The following is a 19,782-nucleotide window of genomic DNA, read 5'->3' as shown; positions in this document are numbered from 1 at the left end:
CTCCTCGTCCTGGAGGAGGCGCTCCTCGGCCTCGGCGAGGTCCTCGTCGGTGTCGGCGTCGAGTTCGACGAGGGCCTGCGCCTCGACGATCATGCGCTGCTCCTCACCGTCCCAGGCGAGCGCCATGAGGCAGGTGTCCGCTCGCCCTCCTCGGGGGCGTTCGAGCCTCCGTCGTTCGCGTCCATTCCGCCCCGCGCATCACCAGCAGGACGGCTGCCGTCACCAGGCCGCCCATGACCAACAGGAGGACCGGTGGGGGGAGTTGGCGGGTCATCCACGCGCCCGCCGGTACCGTGCAGACCGCCGCCGCGCACAGCGGGACCATCGCGCGCGCCCGCACCTGGCGCCAGCCCCCCGCCAGCCCTACGACGCTGATCGCGCCGGCGGCGCAGTTGGCGAGGACGACTCCCTGGGACGGGCCGAGGAGGAGGACGAGGGCCGGTACGGCGACCAGGGCGAAGCCCATGCCGGTGAGCCACTGGACGGAAGAGCCCAGCAGGACGATTCCGCCCAGGAGTATGTCGGTCGTCATCGTCGTTGTCATGGACCAACATCATTCAGGGGGAGGGTGTAGCCCGCTACACCCCCGGTTCGGGACCGCACTCCCTCGTCGCGGACCTGCGGAAACGGGATCGTTGAACTCGTCAGCCGGTGAACGAGCCACCGGCCCGAGATCCCAAGGATGCCCGCCATGAAGAACCTCCTCTCCTCCAAGCCCGTCCTCTGGTTCCTCTTCCTGTTCAACCTGGCCGTCGCCGCGGTCGCACCCTTCGTGGTCGACGGATCGCAGGGTGTGATGACCGCCGTGGGTATGGGCGTCGTGTCGCTGGGCGCCGGTGTCAGTCTCGTCCGGGACCGTGGTCAGGCGGCCACAGCGCGTTAATTGGGGCAGCCCTTCCTCACCCCTGTACGTCCGCTGCACGGGCGCTAACCGGCGGAAAGCGAGTCTGGAGTCATCCCAAAAGGCACCAGTACAACTGGAGTTGAGATGACCCGCCGGTCCATCAGCAAGCGTGCAGCCGTCGTCACCGCCACCACCGTCCTGGCCCTCGGCACCCTCGGCACCGTCGCCGCGACCGCCGGGCCCCAGCACGAGGCCAAGCCCACCAAGAAGCAGATAGCCGCCCTCTTCGACGGCTGGAACGCCGCACTGAAGACCGGTGACCCGAAGAAGGTCGCGAACCGGTACGCGCCGGACGCCGTGCTGCTGCCGACCGTCTCCAACGAGATCCGTACCGACCGCGCCGAGATCGTCGACTACTTCGAGCACTTCCTGCCGAACAAGCCGGTCGCGAAGAAGGTCGAGACGTACATCAACGTCCTCGACAGCGACTCGGCCATCGACGCGGGCGCCTACGACATCACGCTCACCGACCCGAAGACCGGCAAGAAGCGTGTCGTCGAGGCCCGTTACACCTACGAGTACGAGAAGCGCGGCGGCAAGTGGCTCATCGTCAACCACCACTCCTCGGTGATGCCCGAAGGGTGATGGCGACCAGCAGTCCTCCTCCGGGTGCGTCCCTGAGAGCCACCGTTCCGCCGTCGTCCGTCACCAACTGGCGTACGACGGACAGGCCCAGGCCCGAACCGGAGCGCCCGGTGAGGCCCTGACCGCGCCAGAAGCGGTCGAAGGCGCGGGACTTGTCCGGGTCGGACATGCCGGGGCCCTCGTCGGACACCGTCAACTCGACCTCGTCGCCCCGGAGTTCGGACCGTACGGTGATCGTCGCGCCGTCCGGTGACACCTCCAGGGCGTTCGACAGCACGTTGTCCAGGACCTGTTCGAGGTGACCGGGACTGGCCAGCACGAGCGGTCGGCCGTCGGCGACACTCCCCCCGAGCGCGATGTGTACTCCGCGCTCGTCGGCGGCCGGTCTCCACACCGAGAGGCGTTCGGCGACGATCTCCCGAAGCGGGAGAGGTTCCGCCGCCGTCACCTTCGCCTCCGCCCGCGCCAGCACCAGCAGGCCGTTGACCAGGCGGCTCATCCGGACCACCTCCGCCGTCGCCTGTTCCACGTCCTCCCGTACGAACTCGTCGTCCACGCCGTCCGCGATGTTGTCCAGCGAGAGCCGCAACGCCGTGAGCGGGGTGCGGAGTTGGTGGGAGGCGTCGGCCACGAAGATGCTCTGCGAGGCGATGAGGGTGTCGAGGCGTTCGCCCGCCTGGTTCAACGTCCTGGCCAGCGTCTGGGTCTCGTGCGGGCCCGTCACCGGCGTACGCGCCGTCAGGTCGCCGTCGCTGAACTTGCTCGCCATGTCGTTGAGTTGGCGGAGGGGGCGGGTCAGGCGGCGGGCGACGAGTGCGCCCAGGCCGGCCGCCACCGCCAGCACGGCGAGGGCGAGGATCGCGCGGAAACCCCAGATCTGCACCAGGCGCCGGGTCAGGTCGGAGGTCGGATACGAGATGCGTACGGCGCCCACCGTCCGGCCGTCACGCTGCGCCGGTGCCGTCACCTCCAACTCCCCGTCGCCCCAGTGCGTCGCGGTCTTCGCCCGGGAGGCGGGCAGGACCTCGGCCGTACCGGGGGTCTCCTGCGCGTACGCCACCACCATGCGGTCAAGCGCGGCGCGCGAGGCGGCGTCGCCGCTCAGCAGGAGGGCCATCGTCTTCGCCTCGCGCTCCACCGACTGCTCGGTGTCACCGCGGAGTTGGGCGGTCAGCGTGAAGGCGACGGGCACGGTGAAGGCCGTCAGCGCCACGGCCACGAGCAGGACGTAGCTGACGATGAGCTGCCGGATCATGAGGGAGACGTTCCCTCGGCCGTTCCCTCGACGGTCGCGTCCTTGATCTCCAGGCGGAAACCGACGCCCCGTACCGCCTCGATCGTGATCGCGCCCGCCAACTTCCGCCGCAGCGCGGCCACATGGACGTCGAGCGTCTTCGTCGGGCCGAACCAGTTCGCGTCCCAGACCGCTTCCATGATCTGTTCGCGCGACATCAGCGCGCCGGGCTCCTCGGTGAGGAACGACAGCAGGTCGTACTCCTTGGGGGCGAGCGGGATCTCCTCGCCGTCCAGGCGTACCCGCCCGGCCTTGCGGTCGATGGTGAGGCGGGTGCCGTAGGCGTCGGGGCCGGCGGCCTCCGCGACCGCCCTCGGCTGTGCGCGGCGCATCACCGCCCTTATGCGCGCGATGACCTCGCGGACCCCGAACGGTTTCGAGACGTAGTCGTCGGCGCCCAGCTCCAGGCCGACCACCCGGTCCGTCTCGTCGCTGCGCGCGCTGATCACGATGATCGGCACGTCGCCGCGGGCGCGCAGCGCCTTGCACACGTCGAGGCCGTCGGTGTCGGGCAGGCCGAGGTCGAGGAGGACGACGTCGTAGGGGGCGGAGTGGGCCAGAGCCGCGCCGCCCGTGGTGACCCAGTCGACCTCGAAGCCGTAGCGGATCAGTCCGCGTCGCAGGGACTCGGCGACCGGCTCATCGTCTTCCACCAGAAGTACGCGCACACGGCGCACCTTAATGCTTGAAACTTAATTCACAGGCGTGACCTGTGACGCTCGGCACTTTTCCCGCACCACTTAAGTGGGCATGCGCTGACCTGGGCGTCCGAAGCTTCCGAATCTCACGATGCGATACCACGGAAGCGAATTTCGGGTGCTCGTTAAACTGAGCCGACACACCAGGACTGAGCGAGGAGCGCACGTGGGCCTTGTCGTGCAGAAGTACGGAGGCTCCTCCGTAGCCGATGCCGAGGGCATCAAGCGCGTCGCCAAGCGAATCGTCGAAGCGAAGAAGAACGGCCACCAAGTGGTCGTCGTCGTTTCCGCGATGGGCGACACGACGGACGAGCTGATCGATCTCGCCGAGCAGGTATCTCCGATGCCCGCCGGGCGTGAGTTCGACATGCTGCTGACCGCCGGAGAGCGGATCTCCATGGCGCTGCTGGCCATGGCGATCAAAAACCTGGGGCATGAAGCCCAGTCGTTCACCGGCAGCCAGGCAGGCGTCATCACCGACTCGGTCCACAACAAAGCGCGGATCATCGACGTCACGCCCGGTCGGATCCGTACGGCGTTGGACGAGGGCAACATCGCCATCGTCGCCGGGTTCCAGGGTGTGAGCCAGGACAAGAAGGACATCACCACGCTCGGGCGGGGCGGCAGCGACACCACCGCCGTCGCCCTCGCCGCCGCGCTCGACGCCGAGGTGTGCGAGATCTACACGGACGTCGACGGTGTGTTCACCGCCGACCCGCGCGTGGTGCCGAAGGCGAAGAAGATCGACTGGATCGTCTTCGAGGACATGCTGGAGCTCGCCGCCTCCGGCTCCAAGGTGCTGCTCCACCGCTGTGTGGAGTACGCCCGCCGATACAACATCCCGATCCATGTGCGGTCCAGCTTCAGCGGACTTCAGGGCACCTGGGTCAGCAGTGAGCCGATTGGGGACCAGCAGGTGGAGCAGGCCATCATCTCGGGTGTCGCGCACGACACCTCCGAGGCCAAGATCACGGTCGTCGGCGTGCCCGACAAGCCGGGCGAGGCCGCGGTGATCTTCCGGACGATCTCCGACGCCCAGGTCAACATCGACATGATCGTGCAGAACGTGTCGGCGGCCTCGACGGGCCTCACCGACATCTCCTTCACCCTCCCCAAGGCGGAGGGCCGCAAGGCCATCGACGCGCTGGAGAAGAACAAGCACGGCATCGGCTTCGAGTCGCTGCGCTACGACGACCAGATCGGCAAGATCTCGCTGGTGGGCGCCGGGATGAAGACGAACCCGGGCGTCACCGCCGACTTCTTCACCGCCCTGTCCGACGCGGGCGTCAACATCGAGCTGATCTCGACCTCCGAGATCCGTATCTCGGTGGTCACCCGCGCCGACGACGTGAACGAGGCCGTCCGCGCCGTGCACACGGCGTTCGGCCTCGACTCCGACAGCGACGAAGCCGTCGTCTACGGAGGCACCGGCCGCTGATGGCCGCTACCGGAGCGACCGTGCGTCCGACGCTCGCCGTCGTGGGAGCGACCGGAGCCGTCGGCACGGTCATGCTCCAGATCCTGTCCCAGCATGCGGACATCTGGGGCGAGATCCGCCTGATCGCCTCTCCGCGCTCGGCCGGCCGCAAGCTGGCCGTGCGCGGGGAGCAGGTCGAGGTGGTGGCCCTGACGGAGGAGGCCTTCGACGGGGTCGACGTCGCCCTGTTCGACGTCCCCGACGAGGTCTCCGCCCAGTGGGCGCCGATCGCCGCCGCCAAGGGCGTGGTCGTCGTCGACAACTCGGGCGCCTTCCGGATGGACCCGGAGGTGCCCCTGGTGGTCCCCGAGGTCAACCCGCACAAGGTGCGGCACCGCCCGCGCGGGATCATCGCCAACCCGAACTGCACGACCCTGTCGATGATCGTCGCCGTGGGCGCGCTGCACGCCGAGTTCGGGCTGCGCGAGCTGGTGGTGTCGTCGTACCAGGCGGTGAGCGGGGCGGGCCGGGCCGGGGTGGAGACCCTGCGCCAGCAGCTGTCCCTCGTGGCCGGTACGGACCTGGGCACCAAGCCCGGTGACGTACGGCGGGCCGTCGGGGACAACACCGGGCCGTTCCCGGAGCCGGTCGCGCTGAACGTCGTACCGTGGGCCGGGTCTCTGCGGGAGGACGGCTGGTCCTCGGAGGAGATGAAGGTGCGGGACGAGTCCCGCAAGATCCTCGGGCTGCCCGCGCTGCCGGTCGCGGTGACGTGCGTGCGCGTCCCGGTGGTCACCACGCACTCCCTCACCGTCCACGCCCGGTTCCAGGGCGAGGTCACCGTCGACGGGGCGCGCGAGATTCTCGCTACGGCCCCAGGGGTCGTCCTCTTCGACAATCCGGCCGCCGGAGAGTTCCCGACACCCGCCGACGTGGTGGGCACCGACCCGACCTGGGTGGGGCGTCTGCGACGGGCGCTGGACGACCCGACCGCGCTCGAACTCTTCGTCTGCGGAGACAATTTGCGCAAGGGAGCGGCCCTCAATACCGCGCAGATCGCCGAGCTGGTGGCACGCGAACTGGCCTGACCGTGGCCCCAACCTGCCCTGCCCGGCCGTAAATCCGCTGGCCAGTGGCGCACGGGTTTGTAGGATCAGTGTGCGCGATGTGGCCGGATTAATGGTTGGGACCACTTGAATCCAGCCACCTCCGCATCCGAAGATTTCACTCCCCGCTTCCCGCAACCGCGCGGCGAGCGGGGAGCGTCTTTGCGAACGCCCTTCAGGTGGGCGCGCGGTGATGCGGTAAGGGGCGTGGGGACGCCCTGGACGTTCGTGACACAGGGGAAGAGCGGGTAGGCATGAGGGTGTTCGACGCACTGCCGGTTGTGCTGCCTGACACCAGACGGGTGGGTGATGACGCCGGGCAGGTGGGCGGTGGCGGCAGACAGGTGGGTGGACTGTCTGTTTCGTCTGACGTAAATGTGACGGCCGACGCGTACAACCCCCAAGGGGGGAAGCGTGTCCAACTGGCGTGGCTCAGGTACTCGACTTCACTGCGGCACGCGGCACGGCCCTACGGCCTCCGCGTGGATCCCGTGCGCCCGGCGGCATGCCGGTGATCGCGCCGATGCCCGCAGCGCGGCCCACCCGCATCCCGAACCAGCGCGACGGTGTCGACGACGCCGTCGCGGCCGGAACGACGGTCGACCATCTCACCGAGACCTACCGGGCGCACTACCGCTCGCTGCTCGGCCTGGCCGCACTCCTCCTCGACGACACCGCCTCCTGCGAGGACGTCGTCCAGGAGGCGTTCATCCGGGTCCACTCGGCGCGCAAACGTGTCCGTGACCCCGAGAAGACCCTGGCGTATTTGCGCCAGACCGTCGTCAACCTCTCCCGCTCGGCCTTGCGCCGCCGCATCCTCGGCCTCAAGCTCCTCTCGAAGCCGATGCCGGACATGGCCAGCGCGGAGGAGGGTGCCTACGACCTGCTGGAGCGCGACTCCCTCATCAAGGCCATGAAGGGACTCCAGCGCCGCCAGCGCGAGGTCCTGGTGCTGCGCTACTTCGCGGACATGACCGAGGCGCAGGTCGCCGAGTCGCTCGGCATATCGCTGGGCTCGGTGAAGGCGTACGGCTCGCGCGGTATCGCCGCCCTCCGGATCGCCATGGAGGCCACGGCATGAGCGACAAGGCCGACGGAAACGGCACGGCCGAGGGAAACGGCACGGCCGACGGAAACGGTTCGCGTGAACGGCGCGAGCCGGACGTCCGGCGCGGCCCGACCTGGGCGCGTACGGAACAGCCGAACGAATCACATGCTGGGAACGGAACTGTGAACCACCGCCCCGACGAAGAGAGCCCCGACGGGCCGAGCCTCGACGGGAACCCCGAGAACCCTGAGAACCCTGAGAGCTACGGGAACTCCGAGGACATCGAGGGCCGCAACCCCGTAGTACCCGTAGGACTAGGGGCAGGAGCAGAACCCGGACGACAGGGCCCTGATGAACACGGGCCCGACCTGCACGCCTCCGAAGGCTTCGGCCCCGACGAGCTGGCCCTGCGGCGGCTGCTCCACCAAGCGGTCCAGGAGGTCGAGCCGCGCGACGGCACGCTGGACCACCTGCGCAAGGCCGTACCGGCCCGCCGGGCCCGCAAGCGCCAGGCCCTCGTCGGCATGGCCGCCACCGTGCTCTTCTTCGGCACCGCCATCCCGGCCCTCGTGCACGTCTCGAACTCCACCGGCTCGGACGCCGACCCGTCCATCATGGGCAACAGCTCACAGGCACAGGGCGGCACCAGCCAGGGCAAGGGCCCGGACGGCGGCTCCAGCACCTCGGGCGGCACCTCGGGGCAGGCCTCGCAGAACCCGGGCGGCCACAAGAACGACGGCACGGGCAAGGCCCCCGGCCACGGCACCGTGAGCGCGAACCCCACGGCCAGCACCGGCACGTCCGCGCCCGTCTGCACGGCCGAGCAGTTCGGCGCGTCCAACTCGACGGTGGACGCCGCCGACTCGGCCGGCGTCGTCTACGGCACGTTCACCGTCACCAACACGTCCACCACGAGCTGCACCGTCGGCGGCCCCGGGACCATGGGCACCTACGCGGTGGGTGCCGCCGACTCCACCAAGATCGGTGTGGCGCAGCACAGCGCCGGGGACTCGGCGAGCGGCCTGCCCGACCCGTCGACGGAGGTCTCCCAGCCGGTGCTGCTGCCGGGCTCCTCCTACCTGGTCAAGTTCGCCTGGGTGCCCTCCGAGACCTGCCCCACCAGCGGCAGCAGCACCGGAGGCAGCAGCACCGGCGGCCCGACGACCACCCCGTCGCCCACCGAGGAGGCCAGCTCCACCAGCGGGTCCACGGCCGGCGACACGGGTACGTCCACCCAACTGCTGGAGGACGGCACGCTCGACGGCAGCGTCCAGGTCTCCTACACGACGGCGACGGGCTCCCCGACGGCCACGGCCACGGTGCCGAACGCGTGCGCGGGCACGGTCTACCGGACGGGTCTGCTGGCGGGGTCGTAGACCGGACTGTCGGTCTTGTCGGTCCTGTAGGTCTGCGAGTCAGCCGGGTCGGGGGACCCGGCGACGGCGACGGCGGCGTCGATGCCGACGTCAGACGGTCGCGGTCGCGGCGTCAGACGGTCGCGTGGGCCGCTTCCTCGTTCTCGTTCTCGTCCTCCGGGACCAGACCCAGTTCCGCGTCGCGCGCGAACTCCACCTCGCGGCGCAGCAGCCGGAACCACATGAAGACGACGAAGCCCGCGAAGACGAACCACTCGCCGGTGTAGCCGAGGTTCTGGAACGCCTTCAGGTCGAGGCCGGTGTTCGCGGGTGCGGTCGCCGGTACGGACTTCATCCCCGAGTCGCCCTTGTCGAGCGTGATCCACGCGTCGTACACGGGGTACGGGACCAGGTTCACCAGCGAGGCCGCGCTGATCGCGGCGGTCTGACCGGACGGCAGGCCGCCCTGGGCGCTGACTCCGTTGTCGCCGGGGGTCTCGGACGCCTGGAGGGAGCCGGTGACGGTGACCTCGCCGGTCGGCGCGGCCGGTGCCTTGGTGGCATCGGGCTCGCCGGGGATCCAGCCGCGGACGACGGGGAGGGCCTTGCCGTCGGCGGTGCGCAGCAGGGTCAGGACGTAGAAGCCGTTCTTCCCGTCCAACTGGCGGTCGGGGACGAGGAGTTGCTTGCCGTAGCGGCCGGTCGCGGTGGTCTGGCGACCCGAGGTGCTCTGGTCGACCGGCAGCAGTGAGGCGAGGGGGCGCGCGGCTTCCGTGCGGTCCGTCTCGACCTGCTTGGTGGCCTGGTGGCTGCTGTCCACGCGCGCCTGGAACCGGCTCAGCTGCCACGACCCCATGAAGATGCAGAAGGGGATGGCGAGCAGTACGAAGACGTTGATGCCCCACCAGCGCGATGTCAGCAGAAACCGGTACACGCCTTCCACGGTACGGGGCTGTCGCGGGGCCCTTGGCCCGGGGGTCGGCCCGGAGGTTCACCCGGCGTCGGCAATGCTCCGGCCGGGACTTGGTCGAAGTTATCCACAGGCTGAGGATCCGGCCAGTGCAATGTCTGTGTGGGCGGGCAGTATGGGGCCATGACTGAGAGCAACGGGTCCGAGAACACACCGGACTGGGAGAAGCGCTTCCGGGCGCCCCGAGTGTCCCTGCCCGACTGGGCGGAGGACGCACCCGACCGTTCCCTGTTCGTGTCGAACGCGACAGGGACGTATGAGCTGTACGCCTGGGACCGGGCGACGGGCGAGCAACGCCAGGTCACGGACCGGCCGAACGGCACGACGGACGGTGTGCTCTCCCCGGACGGGGAGTGGATCTGGTGGTTCGACGACAAGGACGGCGACGAGTTCGGCGTCTGGCGCCGCCAGTCCTTCAAGGGAGGACCGGACGAACCCGCGGTCCCCGGCCTCGAACCGTCCTACCCGGCCGGGCTCGCCCTCGCACGGGACGGCAGGACCGCCGTGGTCGGCCGCTCCACGGACGAGGACGGTACGACGATCCACCTCGCCCGCACCGGTGACGAGACCACGCTGATCTACCGGCACCGCGAGTCGGCGGGCGTCGGCGACCTCTCGCACGACGGCTCGCTGATCGCCATCGAGCACACGGAGCACGGCGACGCGATGCACTCGGCGCTGCGCGTCCTGCGCCCGGACGGCACGGCGGTCGCCGACCTGGACGACACCAAGGGCGGCACCGAGGAACTGGGCCTGGAGGTCCTCGGCTTCGCACCCGTCGACGGCGACACGCGTCTCCTCATCGGCCATCAGCGGCGCGGCCGTTGGGAGCCGTTGGTGTGGGACGTAGTGAAGGGCGGCGAGACGGACCTGTCCCTGGACCTGCCCGGCGACGTGAGCGCCGAGTGGTACCCGGACGGCTCGGCCCTCCTCATCGCGCACAGCTTCGAGGCCCGCAGCGAGGTGTTCCGCTACGACCTCGCGTCGGGCGGGCTGGAGAAGGTGCCGACCCCGCCCGGTTCCGTCTCGGGCGCGACGGCCCGCCCCGACGGCAGCGTGGAGTACCTCTGGTCGTCGTCCGCCGAGCCGTCCGCCGTGCGCTCCACGACGGGCGAGGTCGTCCTGGACCCGCCCGGCCTGAAGTCGCCCGGCTCGGTCCCGGTGGAGGACGTGTGGGTGGAGGGACCCGGCGGCCGCATCCACGCCCTGGTCCAGAAACCGGCGGGAGCCACGGGCCCCCTCCCCACGGTCTTCGACATCCACGGCGGCCCGACCTGGCACGACAGCGACTCCTTCGCGGCGGGCCCGGCGGCCTGGGTCGACCACGGGTACGCGGTCGTACGGGTCAACTACCGAGGTTCCACCGGCTACGGCCGCGCGTGGACCGACGCCCTGAAGCACCGGGTCGGCCTGATCGAGCTGGAGGACATCGAGGCGGTGCGGGAGTGGGCGATCACCTCCGGTCTCGCCGACCCGGCCCGGCTGATCCTCACCGGCGGTTCCTGGGGCGGCTACCTCACCCTCCTCGGCATCGGCACCCAGCCCGACGCGTGGACCCTGGGCATCGCGGCGGTCCCGGTCGCCGACTACGTCACGGCGTACCACGACGAGATGGAAGCCCTGAAGGCCATGGACCGCACGCTGCTGGGCGGCACCCCCGAGGAGGTCCCGGCCCGCTTCGAGGCGTCCTCCCCGCTGACCTACGTCGACAAGGTCACGGCCCCGGTCTACATCTCGGCCGGCGTCAACGACCCCCGCTGCCCGATCCGCCAGATCGACAACTACGTGAAGCGGCTCGAGTCGCGGGGCGCCGTGCACGAGGTGTACCGGTACGACGCGGGGCACGGGTCGCTGGTGGTGGACGAGCGGATCAAGCAGGTGAAGCTGGAACTGGACTTCGCGGAAAGGTACTTGGGGAAGTAGGCAGGTTTTCCCGAAGGGTTGGTCTTCTCGCGGGTCGCGTGAGGAGCGGGGGTCCGAACTCCCCGCTCCCTACGTCCCCGTACGGTCCCGCGGTCGCCGCCCCAGCAACTCCGCCAGCCCCCGACGGGTAGCGGCCAGCACAACCCTGTCCGAGCTCCGCAGGACATATGTGTCGGGGAGGTCCCACACCAACCCCGACCGCCGTACGTCCTCGGAGGCGTCCCGGGTCGCGGTGTCCAGCGCCAGGACCCGCCAGGAACCGGCCCGGAACGCCTCGGCGATGGTCTTCCCGTCCAGCTGGGGATGTCCGCCCACGGTCATCGCCGCGAACAGCAGCACCCGCCGCTCGACAGGGATCGCGCCCAGGATCTGCCGCCCCATCATCGCCCCGGCGAACGCGGGCGCGGCCAGATGGGACACGCTCCGGCTCCGGGTCAGGGCGCCGGGGTGCGCGGCCCGCAGGGTGCGGTACACGGCGGTCGCGAAGTCGTCGTCGTACAGCCGGAGCACGACCCGTAGATCGGGCCGCACGGACCGGGCGTACAGCACCGCTTCGAGGTTGGTCGTGTCGGAGCTGGTGACCGCGAGGAGGGCGTGGGCGCGGTGGACCTTGGCGGATTCCAGGACGCCCTCCTGGGTGACGTCACCCAGGATCACCGGCACCCGCAGCCGGCGCGCGACCGCGAGCCCGCGTGCCTCGGGGTCGGCCTCGACGCACACCACGGGGATGTTGAGTTCGCGCAGCCGGGTCAGCACCCGGGTGCCGATCTTGCCGAGCCCGAGCAGCACGACATGCCCGCCGAGTCCGCGAGGCGGCTTGCGCAGTGCGGACGCCGTACGGAACGTGCCGAGTGCTTCCAGCACCGCGGCCAGCAGCACCGGCAGCATCAGCAACCCGACGAGCCCGGAGAGGAGTTGAAGGATCTGCCGGCCCAGGGGCTCCCCGATCGCGGGGTTGTCGATCGCGAAGAGATCGAGCAGCGTCAAGTAGAAGGCGGTAAGCGGATGGATCTTGGTGACCAGCCACAGCGAGATGGCCAGCGCGATCACACACGCCACCATGCCCGCCAGCGACCACCGCAGCCGCCGCGAGAAGAGCGAGGAGAACGCGGGCACGACACCGCCCCCGCGCCCGCCCGGCAACTGCGGCCCGGCGTACGACACCTGCTCCAGGACGACGGTTCCGCGCCCGGTGGCCGAGGCGACGGCCGCCGCGTCGGGCAGCAGGCGCGGGCCTTGTTCGCCCATGCCCTCGGAGCCGTCCGCGCCGGCCGGGTCGCTGCTGGTCGCCGACAGCAGGGCGAGCGTGGCAAGGCCCGGGTCGGCCACCTCGCCGGGTCCCGGCGGCGGCCGTTCCACCGCGCGCAGCAGCAGCCCGTCGGTCTGGACGACCTTGCTGGTACCGGCGAGCGCGGTCGCGGCCAGCGCGGGTGCGGCCGTGTCGGCGTCGGAGAGGACGGTGGTCGAGGCGTCGAACCCGGAGCCGGTCCCACCTCCCTCACCGGTCGCCAACGCGGCCGCCTGGTCGAGGAGTTCCTCGATGTGCTGGCCGAGCCGCCGGTTGTAGAGGCGCAGCACCAGCCGGATACGGGGGTTGAGGCGGCGGGCGGTGAGGGCGGCGCGGATGTTCGTCTCGTCGTCGTCATAGACGAGGGCCAGCGCGGTCGCCCGCTCCACGCCCGCCTCGGCGAACACGGCCTCGGTCAGCTCGGCGACCTCCAACACCCGCTCCCCGCGCGGGGGTTCGGGGGCGGTGGGTGCGCCGTTGCCGGTGCCGTTCGCCCTGGCCACCGCCGCGTTGACCCGGTCCAGCAGGGCCACCGACGCGGCACGCGCGCGGCCGACGACGGGTTGCCGGGCGGTGGCCTCGGAGAGCGGGACGACGAGGGTGATGTGTTCGCCGTAGACACTGCGCAGTTCGGCGGCGAGTCGGTGCGCGAGCGCGTCGTCGCCGCACACCACCATGTGCGCACGGGCACCGCCCGGCGGGGTCTGATTCGGAACGCTGCTCGCCACGAGGGGAAAGACTGCCCCAAGGAGGCGGGTGGTTCCAGTATTCCGCTGAACACCCGTGCCCCGACTGCCGTATGCAGAGACAGGGAGCGAAACTCGCGAAACCCCGCGCCTGCCGGAGGTACTACACCCGTGGCCATCACCACCGAACCAGCCGCGCCGACCACGGAGACTCCGCCGACCGCGGAAACGCCCCAGCAGCCACCCGTGCCCGCGCCGCCGGTCACGCTGGTCAAAGAGTCGCCGGGCGCGCCCGCCGAAAAGTCACCGGCCGCGCCCGCCAAGGAGTCGAAGGACGGCTGGCAGTTCAACTCGCCGCTCGTGCTGACCATGGTGCTGCTCGTGGTCGTGCTGGCGCAGGGCCCGATCCGGCAGGCCCTGTCCGCGCCCGTGATGCAGAGCTGGATGACGGTCTTCGTGGCCGTCGTCGTGCAGGCCCTGCCCTTCCTGGTGCTGGGCGTGCTGCTGTCGGCCGGGATCGCGGTGTTCGTACCGGCGACGTTCTTCACCCGCGCGCTGCCGAAGAACCCCGTGCTGGCCGTGCCGATAGCCGGGATGGCGGGCGCGATCCTGCCCGGCTGCGAGTGCGCGTCGGTGCCGGTGGCCGGGGCGCTCGTGCGGCGGGGCGTCACCCCGGCGGCGGCGATCGCGTTCCTGCTGTCCGCCCCGGCGATCAACCCGATCGTGCTGACGGCGACGGCCGTGGCGTTCCCGCGCAACCCCGAGATGGTGCTCGCCCGGTTCGTCGGCAGTCTGCTCGTGGCCTGTGTGATGGGCTGGCTGTGGACGCGGATCGGCCGCACCGACTGGCTGCGCCTGCCCGCCCACGAGCCGCACGAGGGGGAGACCAAGGGGGCCGCGTTCTGGGGCTCGGTCCGGCACGACGTGATGCAGGCCGGCGGATTCCTCGTCCTCGGCGCGATGTCGGCGGCCACGCTCAAGGCGGTGGCCCCCGCGAGCTGGCTGCGCACAGCCGCCGACAACCCGGTGGTGGCGATCCTCGCCCTCTCGATCCTCGCCGTCCTGCTGTCGATCTGCTCGGAGGCCGACGCGTTCGTGGCCGCGTCCCTCACCCAGTTCTCGCTCACGGCCAAACTCGCGTTCCTGGTGGTGGGCCCGATGATCGACCTGAAACTGTTCGCCATGCAGGCGGGCACCTTCGGCCGGGGCTTCGCCCTGCGCTTCGCACCCGCCACCTTCGTCCTCGCCATCGCGGGCGCGGTCGTCACCGGGGCGGTGCTCCTGTGAACCGCCAGGCACAGGCGGCGGTCCTGTTCCTCGTCGGCGCGGCCCTCCTGCACGCGGGCTTCACCAACCTCTACCTGCGCTACGTCAAGGCAGGCCTCCAACCGCTCCTGCTGCTCTCCGGCGCGGTCCTCATCGTGACCGCACTGGCGACGGCCTGGTACGAGTGGCGCCGGACGCGGGCGGAGAAGGCCCACGCGGAAGCGCATGCGGAAGCCCACACGGAAGCGCACCCCGAGGGCGACGTCGCCGAGGACGACGCCCACGCGGGCCACGTCCACCGCGAACCCCGTATCTCCTGGCTCCTGATCCTCCCGCTCTTCGCCCTGATCCTGGTCGCCCCGCCGGCCCTCGGCTCCTACAGCGCGGTCCGCACGGGCACGGCACTCCAGCAGCCGTACGGCCTGCTCAAGCTCCCGGACAGCAATCCGCTCACCCTCGGCCTGGTCGACTACGCGAGCCGCGCGGTCTACGACCACGGACGGTCCCTGGGTACCCGGCAGTTGAAGGTCACCGGGTTCGTCGCGCTGGACAAGTCCGGTGCCCCGTTCCTGGTCCGCATGGCCCTCAACTGCTGTGCGGCGGACGCCCAGCCGGTCAAGATCGCGCTGACCGGCAAGATCCCGCCGGTACTTCAGCCGGACACCTGGCTGGAGATCACCGGCACCTACAGCCCCAAGCAGACCAAGGACCCCATCAACAACCGCCCGATCCCCTACTTCCAGGTCACGCAGGCGAAGCCGATCCCGACGCCGAATGACCCGTACGACGAGAGCTGGAACCAGTGACAGCTGGAACCAGTAACTCCCCTGGTCTCAGAGGAGGTTGGCGACCGCGGCGGCCATGATCGGCTCGGCCGCCTCCTCGGTCAGCTCCGGCGGTACGACCAGCAGGTCCCAGCGGCCGCGGCCCGGCGCGAGCAGGACGACGGTGTTCGGGGCGTGCACGGCGGTGGTCCGGTGCAGCCGTACGACCTGGTTGGCCACGAGCATCCGGCCCGGGGCGGTCGACCAGACCCGCCCGTTCACCATCACGCTGACGATGTGACCCCAGGTCCGGGGCAGCCCGGCGAGCAGTCGGGGTACCTCGGTGAGCACGTCGTAGGAGTGCGGCCACCAGGCTCCGTCGAGGCGGCGCGGTACGGCGGTGTGGGCGGCGAGGCGCAGCCGGAGGAGGGGCGGGGCGCTCTGCTCCACGTCGGGCGAGGAGGCGATGGTGTCCGAGGCGGGCGAACTGTGGGTGTCCGTGGGCGCGTTCATGTCGCGGTCCCTGTCCCCGGCCGTCCGTCGTGCGGCGGTCCGGTGCCGTGGTGCACTGGGAACGACGCCGGCGCCAGAGCCGAGGTACGGAGAACTCCCGGTACCGCTCACCGTACTCCCGCCCCGCGCGGGCCGGTCCGTGCCGGAGGCACGCCAACCCCCTCCGCGGCCCACGGGCGTACCGTGAAAGGACCGAGGATTTCTCGTGCACCGGATCGCACCGGTGCCGTTCTCGGCGAACCACGACGCCGGGGCGGTTGTCTCCGCGCCCGGGGCAGGGCTCAGCCCATGACCGTGAATGTGCCCGGTCGGCCGGTGACCGCGGACGCGCCCGCGGCCCTCGACAGGCATGGCGGTGCCGGTACGGCGGGCTGGCAGAGGACGTGGTCCGCATCCGGCCATGAGCGAGGCACGTCCGGCCGTGAGCGGGGTACGTCCGGCGGGGAACGCGGCACGTCCGACCGCGAGCGGCGCCCGTCCAACCGCGAGCGCGGACCGTCCCCGTGGGAGGGGGACCGCCTCCGCCCCCTCAGCCGCCGCCAGATCGAGGACCGCTTCCAGGACCTGGGCGTGCTGTACGAGGAGACCTGCGGCGGGACCCGCACGGGCAACCGTTCCCGCACCGCCTTCCTGCGGCGGCTGGCCGGTGACGTCCGGCGCCCCGGTTTCACCCTGCTGATCGCCGAGAACACGACCCTGACGGCCTGCGCCTACGGCTTCCCCGTGCGTGCCGCCGATCCCTGGTGGCAGGGCCACGACACCCGGCTGCCCCGGCTGCTGCACGGCCTCGCGGTCACCGGCGGACTCTTCGCCGTCTCCGGGATCGTCGTCCCGCCCCGCGTGCGCACCCACTACCAGGACCGTGACTGGAACCTCGCCCGGCGCCTGCAACGCCGGCTGCTCGACGATCACGCGCCGGCCCTCGGCGTCACCCTGGTGCCCCGCACCGACACCGAGACCCTGGCGGCCTACCGGGCCTGGGGCTGGCAGGACGTCGTCACGGGCCGGAACGGCCTTGATCCACGGCTTCCGGGCGCCTGCCAGGTGCTGGTTCTGGGCCCCTGAACGCGTCAACCGGCGTCAGGACATCTGTGCTCGCCGCGACAGAGATTCCCCGGGTGCGACTAGAGTTCCCGTACGGGGGAACCAGCTCCCCCGGCGGCAGACCGTCCCCTCCCGGTGGCCGCAGGAAAGGTGTCCATGCCCGCAGAAAGCCAGCAGCCCGCGGCCGACCGGCTCGACGACGACGACTACCCCGCCTACACCATGGGCCGGGCCGCCGAGCTGATCGCCTCCACCCCCGGTTTCCTCCGGTCACTGGGTGAGGCCGGGCTGATCAGCCCGAAGCGGTCGGACGGCGGTCACCGCCGCTACTCGCGCCGTCAGCTCCGTACGGCCTCCCGGGCGCGCGAGCTGGTCGACCAGGGGACGCCCATCGAGGCCGCGTGCCGCATCATCAGCCTGGAGGACCGGCTGGACGAGGCCCTGCGGGACAACGAGGAGCTGCGCCGCTCATCCCATCGGTAGAAAATCTGATGTCCCCGAAACAGAAATTCACCGTTTCGGGCGGTGCTTTTCCCGCCCAATTCCACCGCCCCGTAAATGGGTTCCGTGCTAGGCTGACTTCAGTTGCAGTTGTGGTTGCCAATTTTGAACCGGTTCTCCGGGCAGGTGATCATCACGGCGATGGAGGAGATTCGTAAAGTGCGGATCTCGTGCACTGCCTAGGAGTTAAGACATGGCCACCGGTACCGTGAAGTGGTTCAACGCGGAAAAGGGCTTCGGCTTCATCGAGCAGGACGGCGGCGGCGCTGACGTCTTCGCCCACTACTCGAACATCGCCACCCAGGGCTTCCGCGAGCTGCAGGAAGGTCAGAAGGTGACCTTCGACATCACGCAGGGCCAGAAGGGCCCGCAGGCGGAGAACATCGTTCCCGCCTAAGCACGCGAAGCTGCGAAACAGGGGCCCGCACCTTGGGTGCGGGTCCCTTTTCGTATCTGCTCATTTACTTGCCGTTCTTCGGTCACCCGCCGTTCCACGGCCGTTCTTCCGCTTTCCCCGCGGAGAAATCCTCCCCTCTCCGCCCGCTCGCACCCCTAGGTGAGGCACCATGCGCTGCGTGATCGCCCGTTACCCCTTCGATCTGACGAAGAGCGAGGTGGAGGCGATGCTCAAGGGCATCCGCCCGGAGCAGCCCGTCACCGGTCCCTGCGCCGTCATCAGTCGCAAGGTGTACCCGGTGAAGCAGGTCGGCGAGGTGATCACCAAGCAGGATCGCCGTGACTTCACCGCCTTCGAGGTGACCAGGGCCCTCACCCGGCTCGGCTTCACCTGCCACGAGCAGCCGCCGGCGCCCGCCACCCCCGCGCCCGAACCGGCCCCCGCCGCGGAGAACCCCGCGGACTCCGGCCCGGACTCGACCTCGTACATCGGCACCACCCTGGGCTGACGCCTCCGCCCGCACGTCCCCGCACACCCCGAGCGACCACGCCGCCGATCCATCCGGGCGCGAGGTCGCTCTTTGCGTCGCGGCTGTTCACAACTCCTTGTCGGGCCAGTCCAGCAGACGCGCCCCGATGACCGCCGTCTGTAGCGTGTACCGCTGGCCGGGGTCCGCCGGATCCGCGCCGGTCAGCTGATGGATGCGTTCGAGACGGTACGTCAGCGCCCGCACGCTCAGTGAGAGCCGGCGGGCGGTCTCCGCGGCCACGCAGCCGGAGTCGAAGTACGTCGACAGGGTGTCCAGCAACGGGCGCGGACCGCCGCGCGCCCTGGTCAGCGGGCCCAGCGCGTCGAGCACCAGATCCGCCATCGCCTGCCGGTCACGCGTGAGCACCGGATAGACCAGCAGGTCGGCGGCGCGCAGGAGGGGGCCCTCCAGGTTGAGCCGCTCGGCCAGTTCGAGCGTGTTCAGGGCCTCTTCGTACGACTGGACGATTCCGCCCGCGCCCGGCTGCGGCCGGCCGATCGCCGTGCGGGTGCCCTCCGCGGCGGCGTACGACTGCTTCGCGAAGTGGGCGAGGATGTCGTCCTGGTCGCCGGGCGCGACGCACAGCATCCGGCCGGCCTTCGTGGTGAGCAGGATGCTGCGGTCACCGAAACGGCTGATCATCGCGCGCTCCACCTGACGCGGCACCGGCGCGCTCTCGTCGTACGGCGTCGGGCCCTGGACCACGGCGACCGCGTGTGAGTGGGAGAGGCGCAGCCCGAAGCGCTCGGCGCGTTCCGCGAGCCGGCCCAGATCGCTGCGGCCGTAGAGCAGGTCGTCGATGAACTCCCGCCGGGCGGCTTCTTCCTGGCGTACGGCGAGACGCTGCGCGCGTTCGTAGCCCTCGGCGAAGGCGTCGACCGCCTGCTGCACCGCGGCAAGGGTGCAGTCCGCGGAACCGGGGGTCTGTGGCCAGGCGGCGCGGGTGGCGGCGAGATGGGCGTTGACCAGTGCGCGCAGTCCGTGACCGGCCTCCGCGGCCTGCTCGCCCAGGGCGCGGCGGGTCTCCAACTCGGCCCGGGTCAGGCGGCGTCCGGTGTCGGCGACCTCCCCCAGGAGCCGCGCGTACCCCGCCAGATAGTGCTCGGGTATTTCGCGCTCCGGCAACTCCGCCCCCTGTTTTCTTGACGCCCTGGTGACGCTTTCTTAGCGCGTCACCGGCATCAAGACCCTAATGAACACTGCCGGGTTCCGGCAATGCGCGGGCGCGCACCCCGCGTGCACCATGGCGTCAGGGGAGCACCGCGGAAGGTTCCGGTGCCGGACACCGGCAGGTGTCCCGCACCGGTTCCGCGATCCGCGGATCCCCGTGGACTGTCGGGGCGAGTGAGGGAACGGGGGGCCGGGATCATGGGGGCGTTCCTCGCTGCCGCGATCGGGTTTCCCGCCGTCGTCTTCAGTGCGGCACTCGTCGTGGTCGTCCTCTACTGGCTGCTGGTCGCGCTCGGCGCGGCCGACGCGCACGGACACGCCCAC

The 19,782-nt window shown here is 70.6% G+C and carries 19 protein-coding genes and 2 pseudogenes; 13 read left to right on the top strand and 8 right to left on the bottom strand.

What is annotated here, in order from left to right; genetic code table 11:
- Positions 1–126 (bottom strand): annotated as a pseudogene (locus ACNFOC_RS32040) (DUF3090 domain-containing protein); the annotation flags it as partial.
- A 61-nt stretch (positions 127–187) separates the two neighbouring features.
- Positions 188–532: pseudogene (locus ACNFOC_RS32035) on the bottom strand (sulfite exporter TauE/SafE family protein); the annotation flags it as partial.
- A 159-nt stretch (positions 533–691) separates the two neighbouring features.
- Here ACNFOC_RS32035 and ACNFOC_RS32030 point away from each other — a divergent pair.
- Complete coding sequence (locus tag ACNFOC_RS32030; RefSeq protein ID WP_416962546.1) at positions 692–883, top strand: hypothetical protein; 192 nt, start codon at positions 692–694, stop codon at positions 881–883.
- Between the two features lie 105 nt (positions 884–988).
- On the top strand, positions 989–1,489 hold the full coding sequence (locus tag ACNFOC_RS32025) for an SgcJ/EcaC family oxidoreductase (RefSeq protein ID WP_416962545.1): 501 nt from the start codon (positions 989–991) through the stop codon (positions 1,487–1,489).
- Here ACNFOC_RS32025 and ACNFOC_RS32020 read toward each other — a convergent pair.
- Together ACNFOC_RS32020 and ACNFOC_RS32015 are read right to left on the bottom strand one after the other, a co-directional pair.
- Entirely contained in the window at positions 1,455–2,744 is a 1,290-nt protein-coding gene (locus ACNFOC_RS32020; RefSeq protein WP_416962544.1) for a HAMP domain-containing sensor histidine kinase, read from the bottom strand. The two genes, ACNFOC_RS32025 and ACNFOC_RS32020, sit on opposite strands and share 35 nt — an antisense overlap.
- Positions 2,741–3,451, bottom strand: a complete 711-nt coding sequence (locus tag ACNFOC_RS32015) for a response regulator transcription factor (protein ID WP_416962543.1) — start codon at positions 3,449–3,451, stop codon at positions 2,741–2,743. Before ACNFOC_RS32015 ends, ACNFOC_RS32020 begins: the two co-directional genes overlap by 4 nt.
- Before the next feature lie 196 nt (positions 3,452–3,647).
- Here ACNFOC_RS32015 and ACNFOC_RS32010 point away from each other — a divergent pair, with 196 nt between their 5' ends.
- From ACNFOC_RS32010 to ACNFOC_RS31995, 4 genes are all read left to right on the top strand, one after another.
- Positions 3,648–4,919, top strand: coding sequence for an aspartate kinase (locus ACNFOC_RS32010; RefSeq protein ID WP_416962542.1), 1,272 nt, complete (start codon positions 3,648–3,650; stop codon positions 4,917–4,919).
- A complete protein-coding gene (locus ACNFOC_RS32005; RefSeq protein ID WP_416962541.1) occupies positions 4,919–5,986 on the top strand; it encodes an aspartate-semialdehyde dehydrogenase in 1,068 nt (355 codons plus the stop codon). Before ACNFOC_RS32010 ends, ACNFOC_RS32005 begins: the two co-directional genes overlap by 1 nt.
- A gap of 523 nt (positions 5,987–6,509) precedes the next feature.
- Positions 6,510–7,085 carry a SigE family RNA polymerase sigma factor gene (locus ACNFOC_RS32000; protein WP_416962548.1) on the top strand — a complete coding sequence of 192 codons (576 nt, stop codon included), beginning with the start codon at positions 6,510–6,512 and terminating at the stop codon, positions 7,083–7,085.
- Positions 7,082–8,428, top strand: coding sequence for a hypothetical protein (locus tag ACNFOC_RS31995; protein ID WP_416962540.1), 1,347 nt, complete (start codon positions 7,082–7,084; stop codon positions 8,426–8,428). Before ACNFOC_RS32000 ends, ACNFOC_RS31995 begins: the two co-directional genes overlap by 4 nt.
- A 112-nt stretch (positions 8,429–8,540) precedes the next feature.
- Here the strand turns inward: ACNFOC_RS31995 and ACNFOC_RS31990 are convergent, their stop codons facing one another.
- Positions 8,541–9,341 carry an SURF1 family protein gene (locus ACNFOC_RS31990; RefSeq protein ID WP_416962539.1) on the bottom strand — a complete coding sequence of 267 codons (801 nt, stop codon included), beginning with the start codon at positions 9,339–9,341 and terminating at the stop codon, positions 8,541–8,543.
- A gap of 159 nt (positions 9,342–9,500) precedes the next feature.
- Here ACNFOC_RS31990 and ACNFOC_RS31985 point away from each other — a divergent pair, with 159 nt between their 5' ends.
- Entirely contained in the window at positions 9,501–11,300 is a 1,800-nt protein-coding gene (locus ACNFOC_RS31985) for a S9 family peptidase (protein ID WP_416962538.1), read from the top strand.
- Between the two features lie 69 nt (positions 11,301–11,369).
- On the opposite strand, the gene ACNFOC_RS31980 is transcribed toward ACNFOC_RS31985, so the two are convergent.
- Positions 11,370–13,265, bottom strand: coding sequence for an NAD-binding protein (locus tag ACNFOC_RS31980; RefSeq protein ID WP_416962547.1), 1,896 nt, complete (start codon positions 13,263–13,265; stop codon positions 11,370–11,372).
- A 180-nt stretch (positions 13,266–13,445) separates the two neighbouring features.
- Between ACNFOC_RS31980 and ACNFOC_RS31975 the strand changes: the two genes are divergently transcribed.
- Positions 13,446–14,561, top strand: a complete 1,116-nt coding sequence (locus tag ACNFOC_RS31975) for a permease (protein ID WP_416962537.1) — start codon at positions 13,446–13,448, stop codon at positions 14,559–14,561.
- Positions 14,558–15,346: a TIGR03943 family putative permease subunit gene (locus ACNFOC_RS31970; protein WP_416962536.1), complete on the top strand. Its 789-nt coding sequence runs from the start codon at positions 14,558–14,560 to the stop codon at positions 15,344–15,346. Before ACNFOC_RS31975 ends, ACNFOC_RS31970 begins: the two co-directional genes overlap by 4 nt.
- Before the next feature lie 27 nt (positions 15,347–15,373).
- On the opposite strand, the gene ACNFOC_RS31965 is transcribed toward ACNFOC_RS31970, so the two are convergent.
- A complete protein-coding gene (locus tag ACNFOC_RS31965) occupies positions 15,374–15,817 on the bottom strand; it encodes a DUF5994 family protein (protein ID WP_416962535.1) in 444 nt (147 codons plus the stop codon).
- A gap of 288 nt (positions 15,818–16,105) precedes the next feature.
- Between ACNFOC_RS31965 and ACNFOC_RS31960 the strand changes: the two genes are divergently transcribed.
- The 4 genes from ACNFOC_RS31960 (at position 16,106) to ACNFOC_RS31945 (ending at position 18,267) form a co-directional block, all read left to right on the top strand.
- A complete protein-coding gene (locus ACNFOC_RS31960) occupies positions 16,106–16,882 on the top strand; it encodes a hypothetical protein (protein ID WP_416962534.1) in 777 nt (258 codons plus the stop codon).
- A gap of 135 nt (positions 16,883–17,017) precedes the next feature.
- Entirely contained in the window at positions 17,018–17,344 is a 327-nt protein-coding gene (locus ACNFOC_RS31955) for a MerR family transcriptional regulator (protein ID WP_416962533.1), read from the top strand.
- A gap of 211 nt (positions 17,345–17,555) precedes the next feature.
- Positions 17,556–17,759 (top strand): cold-shock protein, encoded by a 204-nt coding sequence (locus ACNFOC_RS31950; protein ID WP_019063123.1) that lies wholly within the window; start codon positions 17,556–17,558, stop codon positions 17,757–17,759.
- 169 nt (positions 17,760–17,928) lie between these two features.
- Entirely contained in the window at positions 17,929–18,267 is a 339-nt protein-coding gene (locus ACNFOC_RS31945; RefSeq protein ID WP_416962532.1) for an SCO5918 family protein, read from the top strand.
- Positions 18,268–18,354: 87 nt separating this feature from the next.
- Here ACNFOC_RS31945 and ACNFOC_RS31940 read toward each other — a convergent pair whose 3' ends face one another.
- On the bottom strand, positions 18,355–19,413 hold the full coding sequence (locus ACNFOC_RS31940; protein ID WP_416962531.1) for a PucR family transcriptional regulator: 1,059 nt from the start codon (positions 19,411–19,413) through the stop codon (positions 18,355–18,357).
- Between the last annotated feature and the right edge of the window lie 369 nt (positions 19,414–19,782).

This window comes from Streptomyces colwelliae (assembly GCF_048158785.1).
GTDB lineage: Bacteria > Actinomycetota > Actinomycetes > Streptomycetales > Streptomycetaceae > Streptomyces.
The sequence above is the reverse complement of the archived record's forward strand: the minus strand, read 5'-3'. Positions and strand labels throughout refer to the sequence as shown.

What these genes read in the sequence shown, in the direction of transcription:
- ACNFOC_RS32030 (WP_416962546.1), top strand. Translation starts at nt 692, where the DNA reads ATGAAGAACCTCCTCTCCTCCAAGCCCGTCCTCTGGTTCCTCTTCCTG.
- ACNFOC_RS32025 (WP_416962545.1), top strand. Translation starts at nt 989, where the DNA reads ATGACCCGCCGGTCCATCAGCAAGCGTGCAGCCGTCGTCACCGCCACC.
- ACNFOC_RS32020 (WP_416962544.1), bottom strand. Translation starts at nt 2,744, where the DNA reads ATGATCCGGCAGCTCATCGTCAGCTACGTCCTGCTCGTGGCCGTGGCG.
- ACNFOC_RS32005 (WP_416962541.1), top strand. Translation starts at nt 4,919, where the DNA reads ATGGCCGCTACCGGAGCGACCGTGCGTCCGACGCTCGCCGTCGTGGGA.
- ACNFOC_RS32000 (WP_416962548.1), top strand. Translation starts at nt 6,510, where the DNA reads ATGCCGGTGATCGCGCCGATGCCCGCAGCGCGGCCCACCCGCATCCCG.
- ACNFOC_RS31995 (WP_416962540.1), top strand. Translation starts at nt 7,082, where the DNA reads ATGAGCGACAAGGCCGACGGAAACGGCACGGCCGAGGGAAACGGCACG.
- ACNFOC_RS31985 (WP_416962538.1), top strand. Translation starts at nt 9,501, where the DNA reads ATGACTGAGAGCAACGGGTCCGAGAACACACCGGACTGGGAGAAGCGC.
- ACNFOC_RS31980 (WP_416962547.1), bottom strand. Translation starts at nt 13,265, where the DNA reads ATGGTGGTGTGCGGCGACGACGCGCTCGCGCACCGACTCGCCGCCGAA.
- ACNFOC_RS31965 (WP_416962535.1), bottom strand. Translation starts at nt 15,817, where the DNA reads ATGAACGCGCCCACGGACACCCACAGTTCGCCCGCCTCGGACACCATC.
- ACNFOC_RS31960 (WP_416962534.1), top strand. Translation starts at nt 16,106, where the DNA reads ATGACCGTGAATGTGCCCGGTCGGCCGGTGACCGCGGACGCGCCCGCG.
- ACNFOC_RS31955 (WP_416962533.1), top strand. Translation starts at nt 17,018, where the DNA reads ATGCCCGCAGAAAGCCAGCAGCCCGCGGCCGACCGGCTCGACGACGAC.
- ACNFOC_RS31950 (WP_019063123.1), top strand. Translation starts at nt 17,556, where the DNA reads ATGGCCACCGGTACCGTGAAGTGGTTCAACGCGGAAAAGGGCTTCGGC.
- ACNFOC_RS31945 (WP_416962532.1), top strand. Translation starts at nt 17,929, where the DNA reads ATGCGCTGCGTGATCGCCCGTTACCCCTTCGATCTGACGAAGAGCGAG.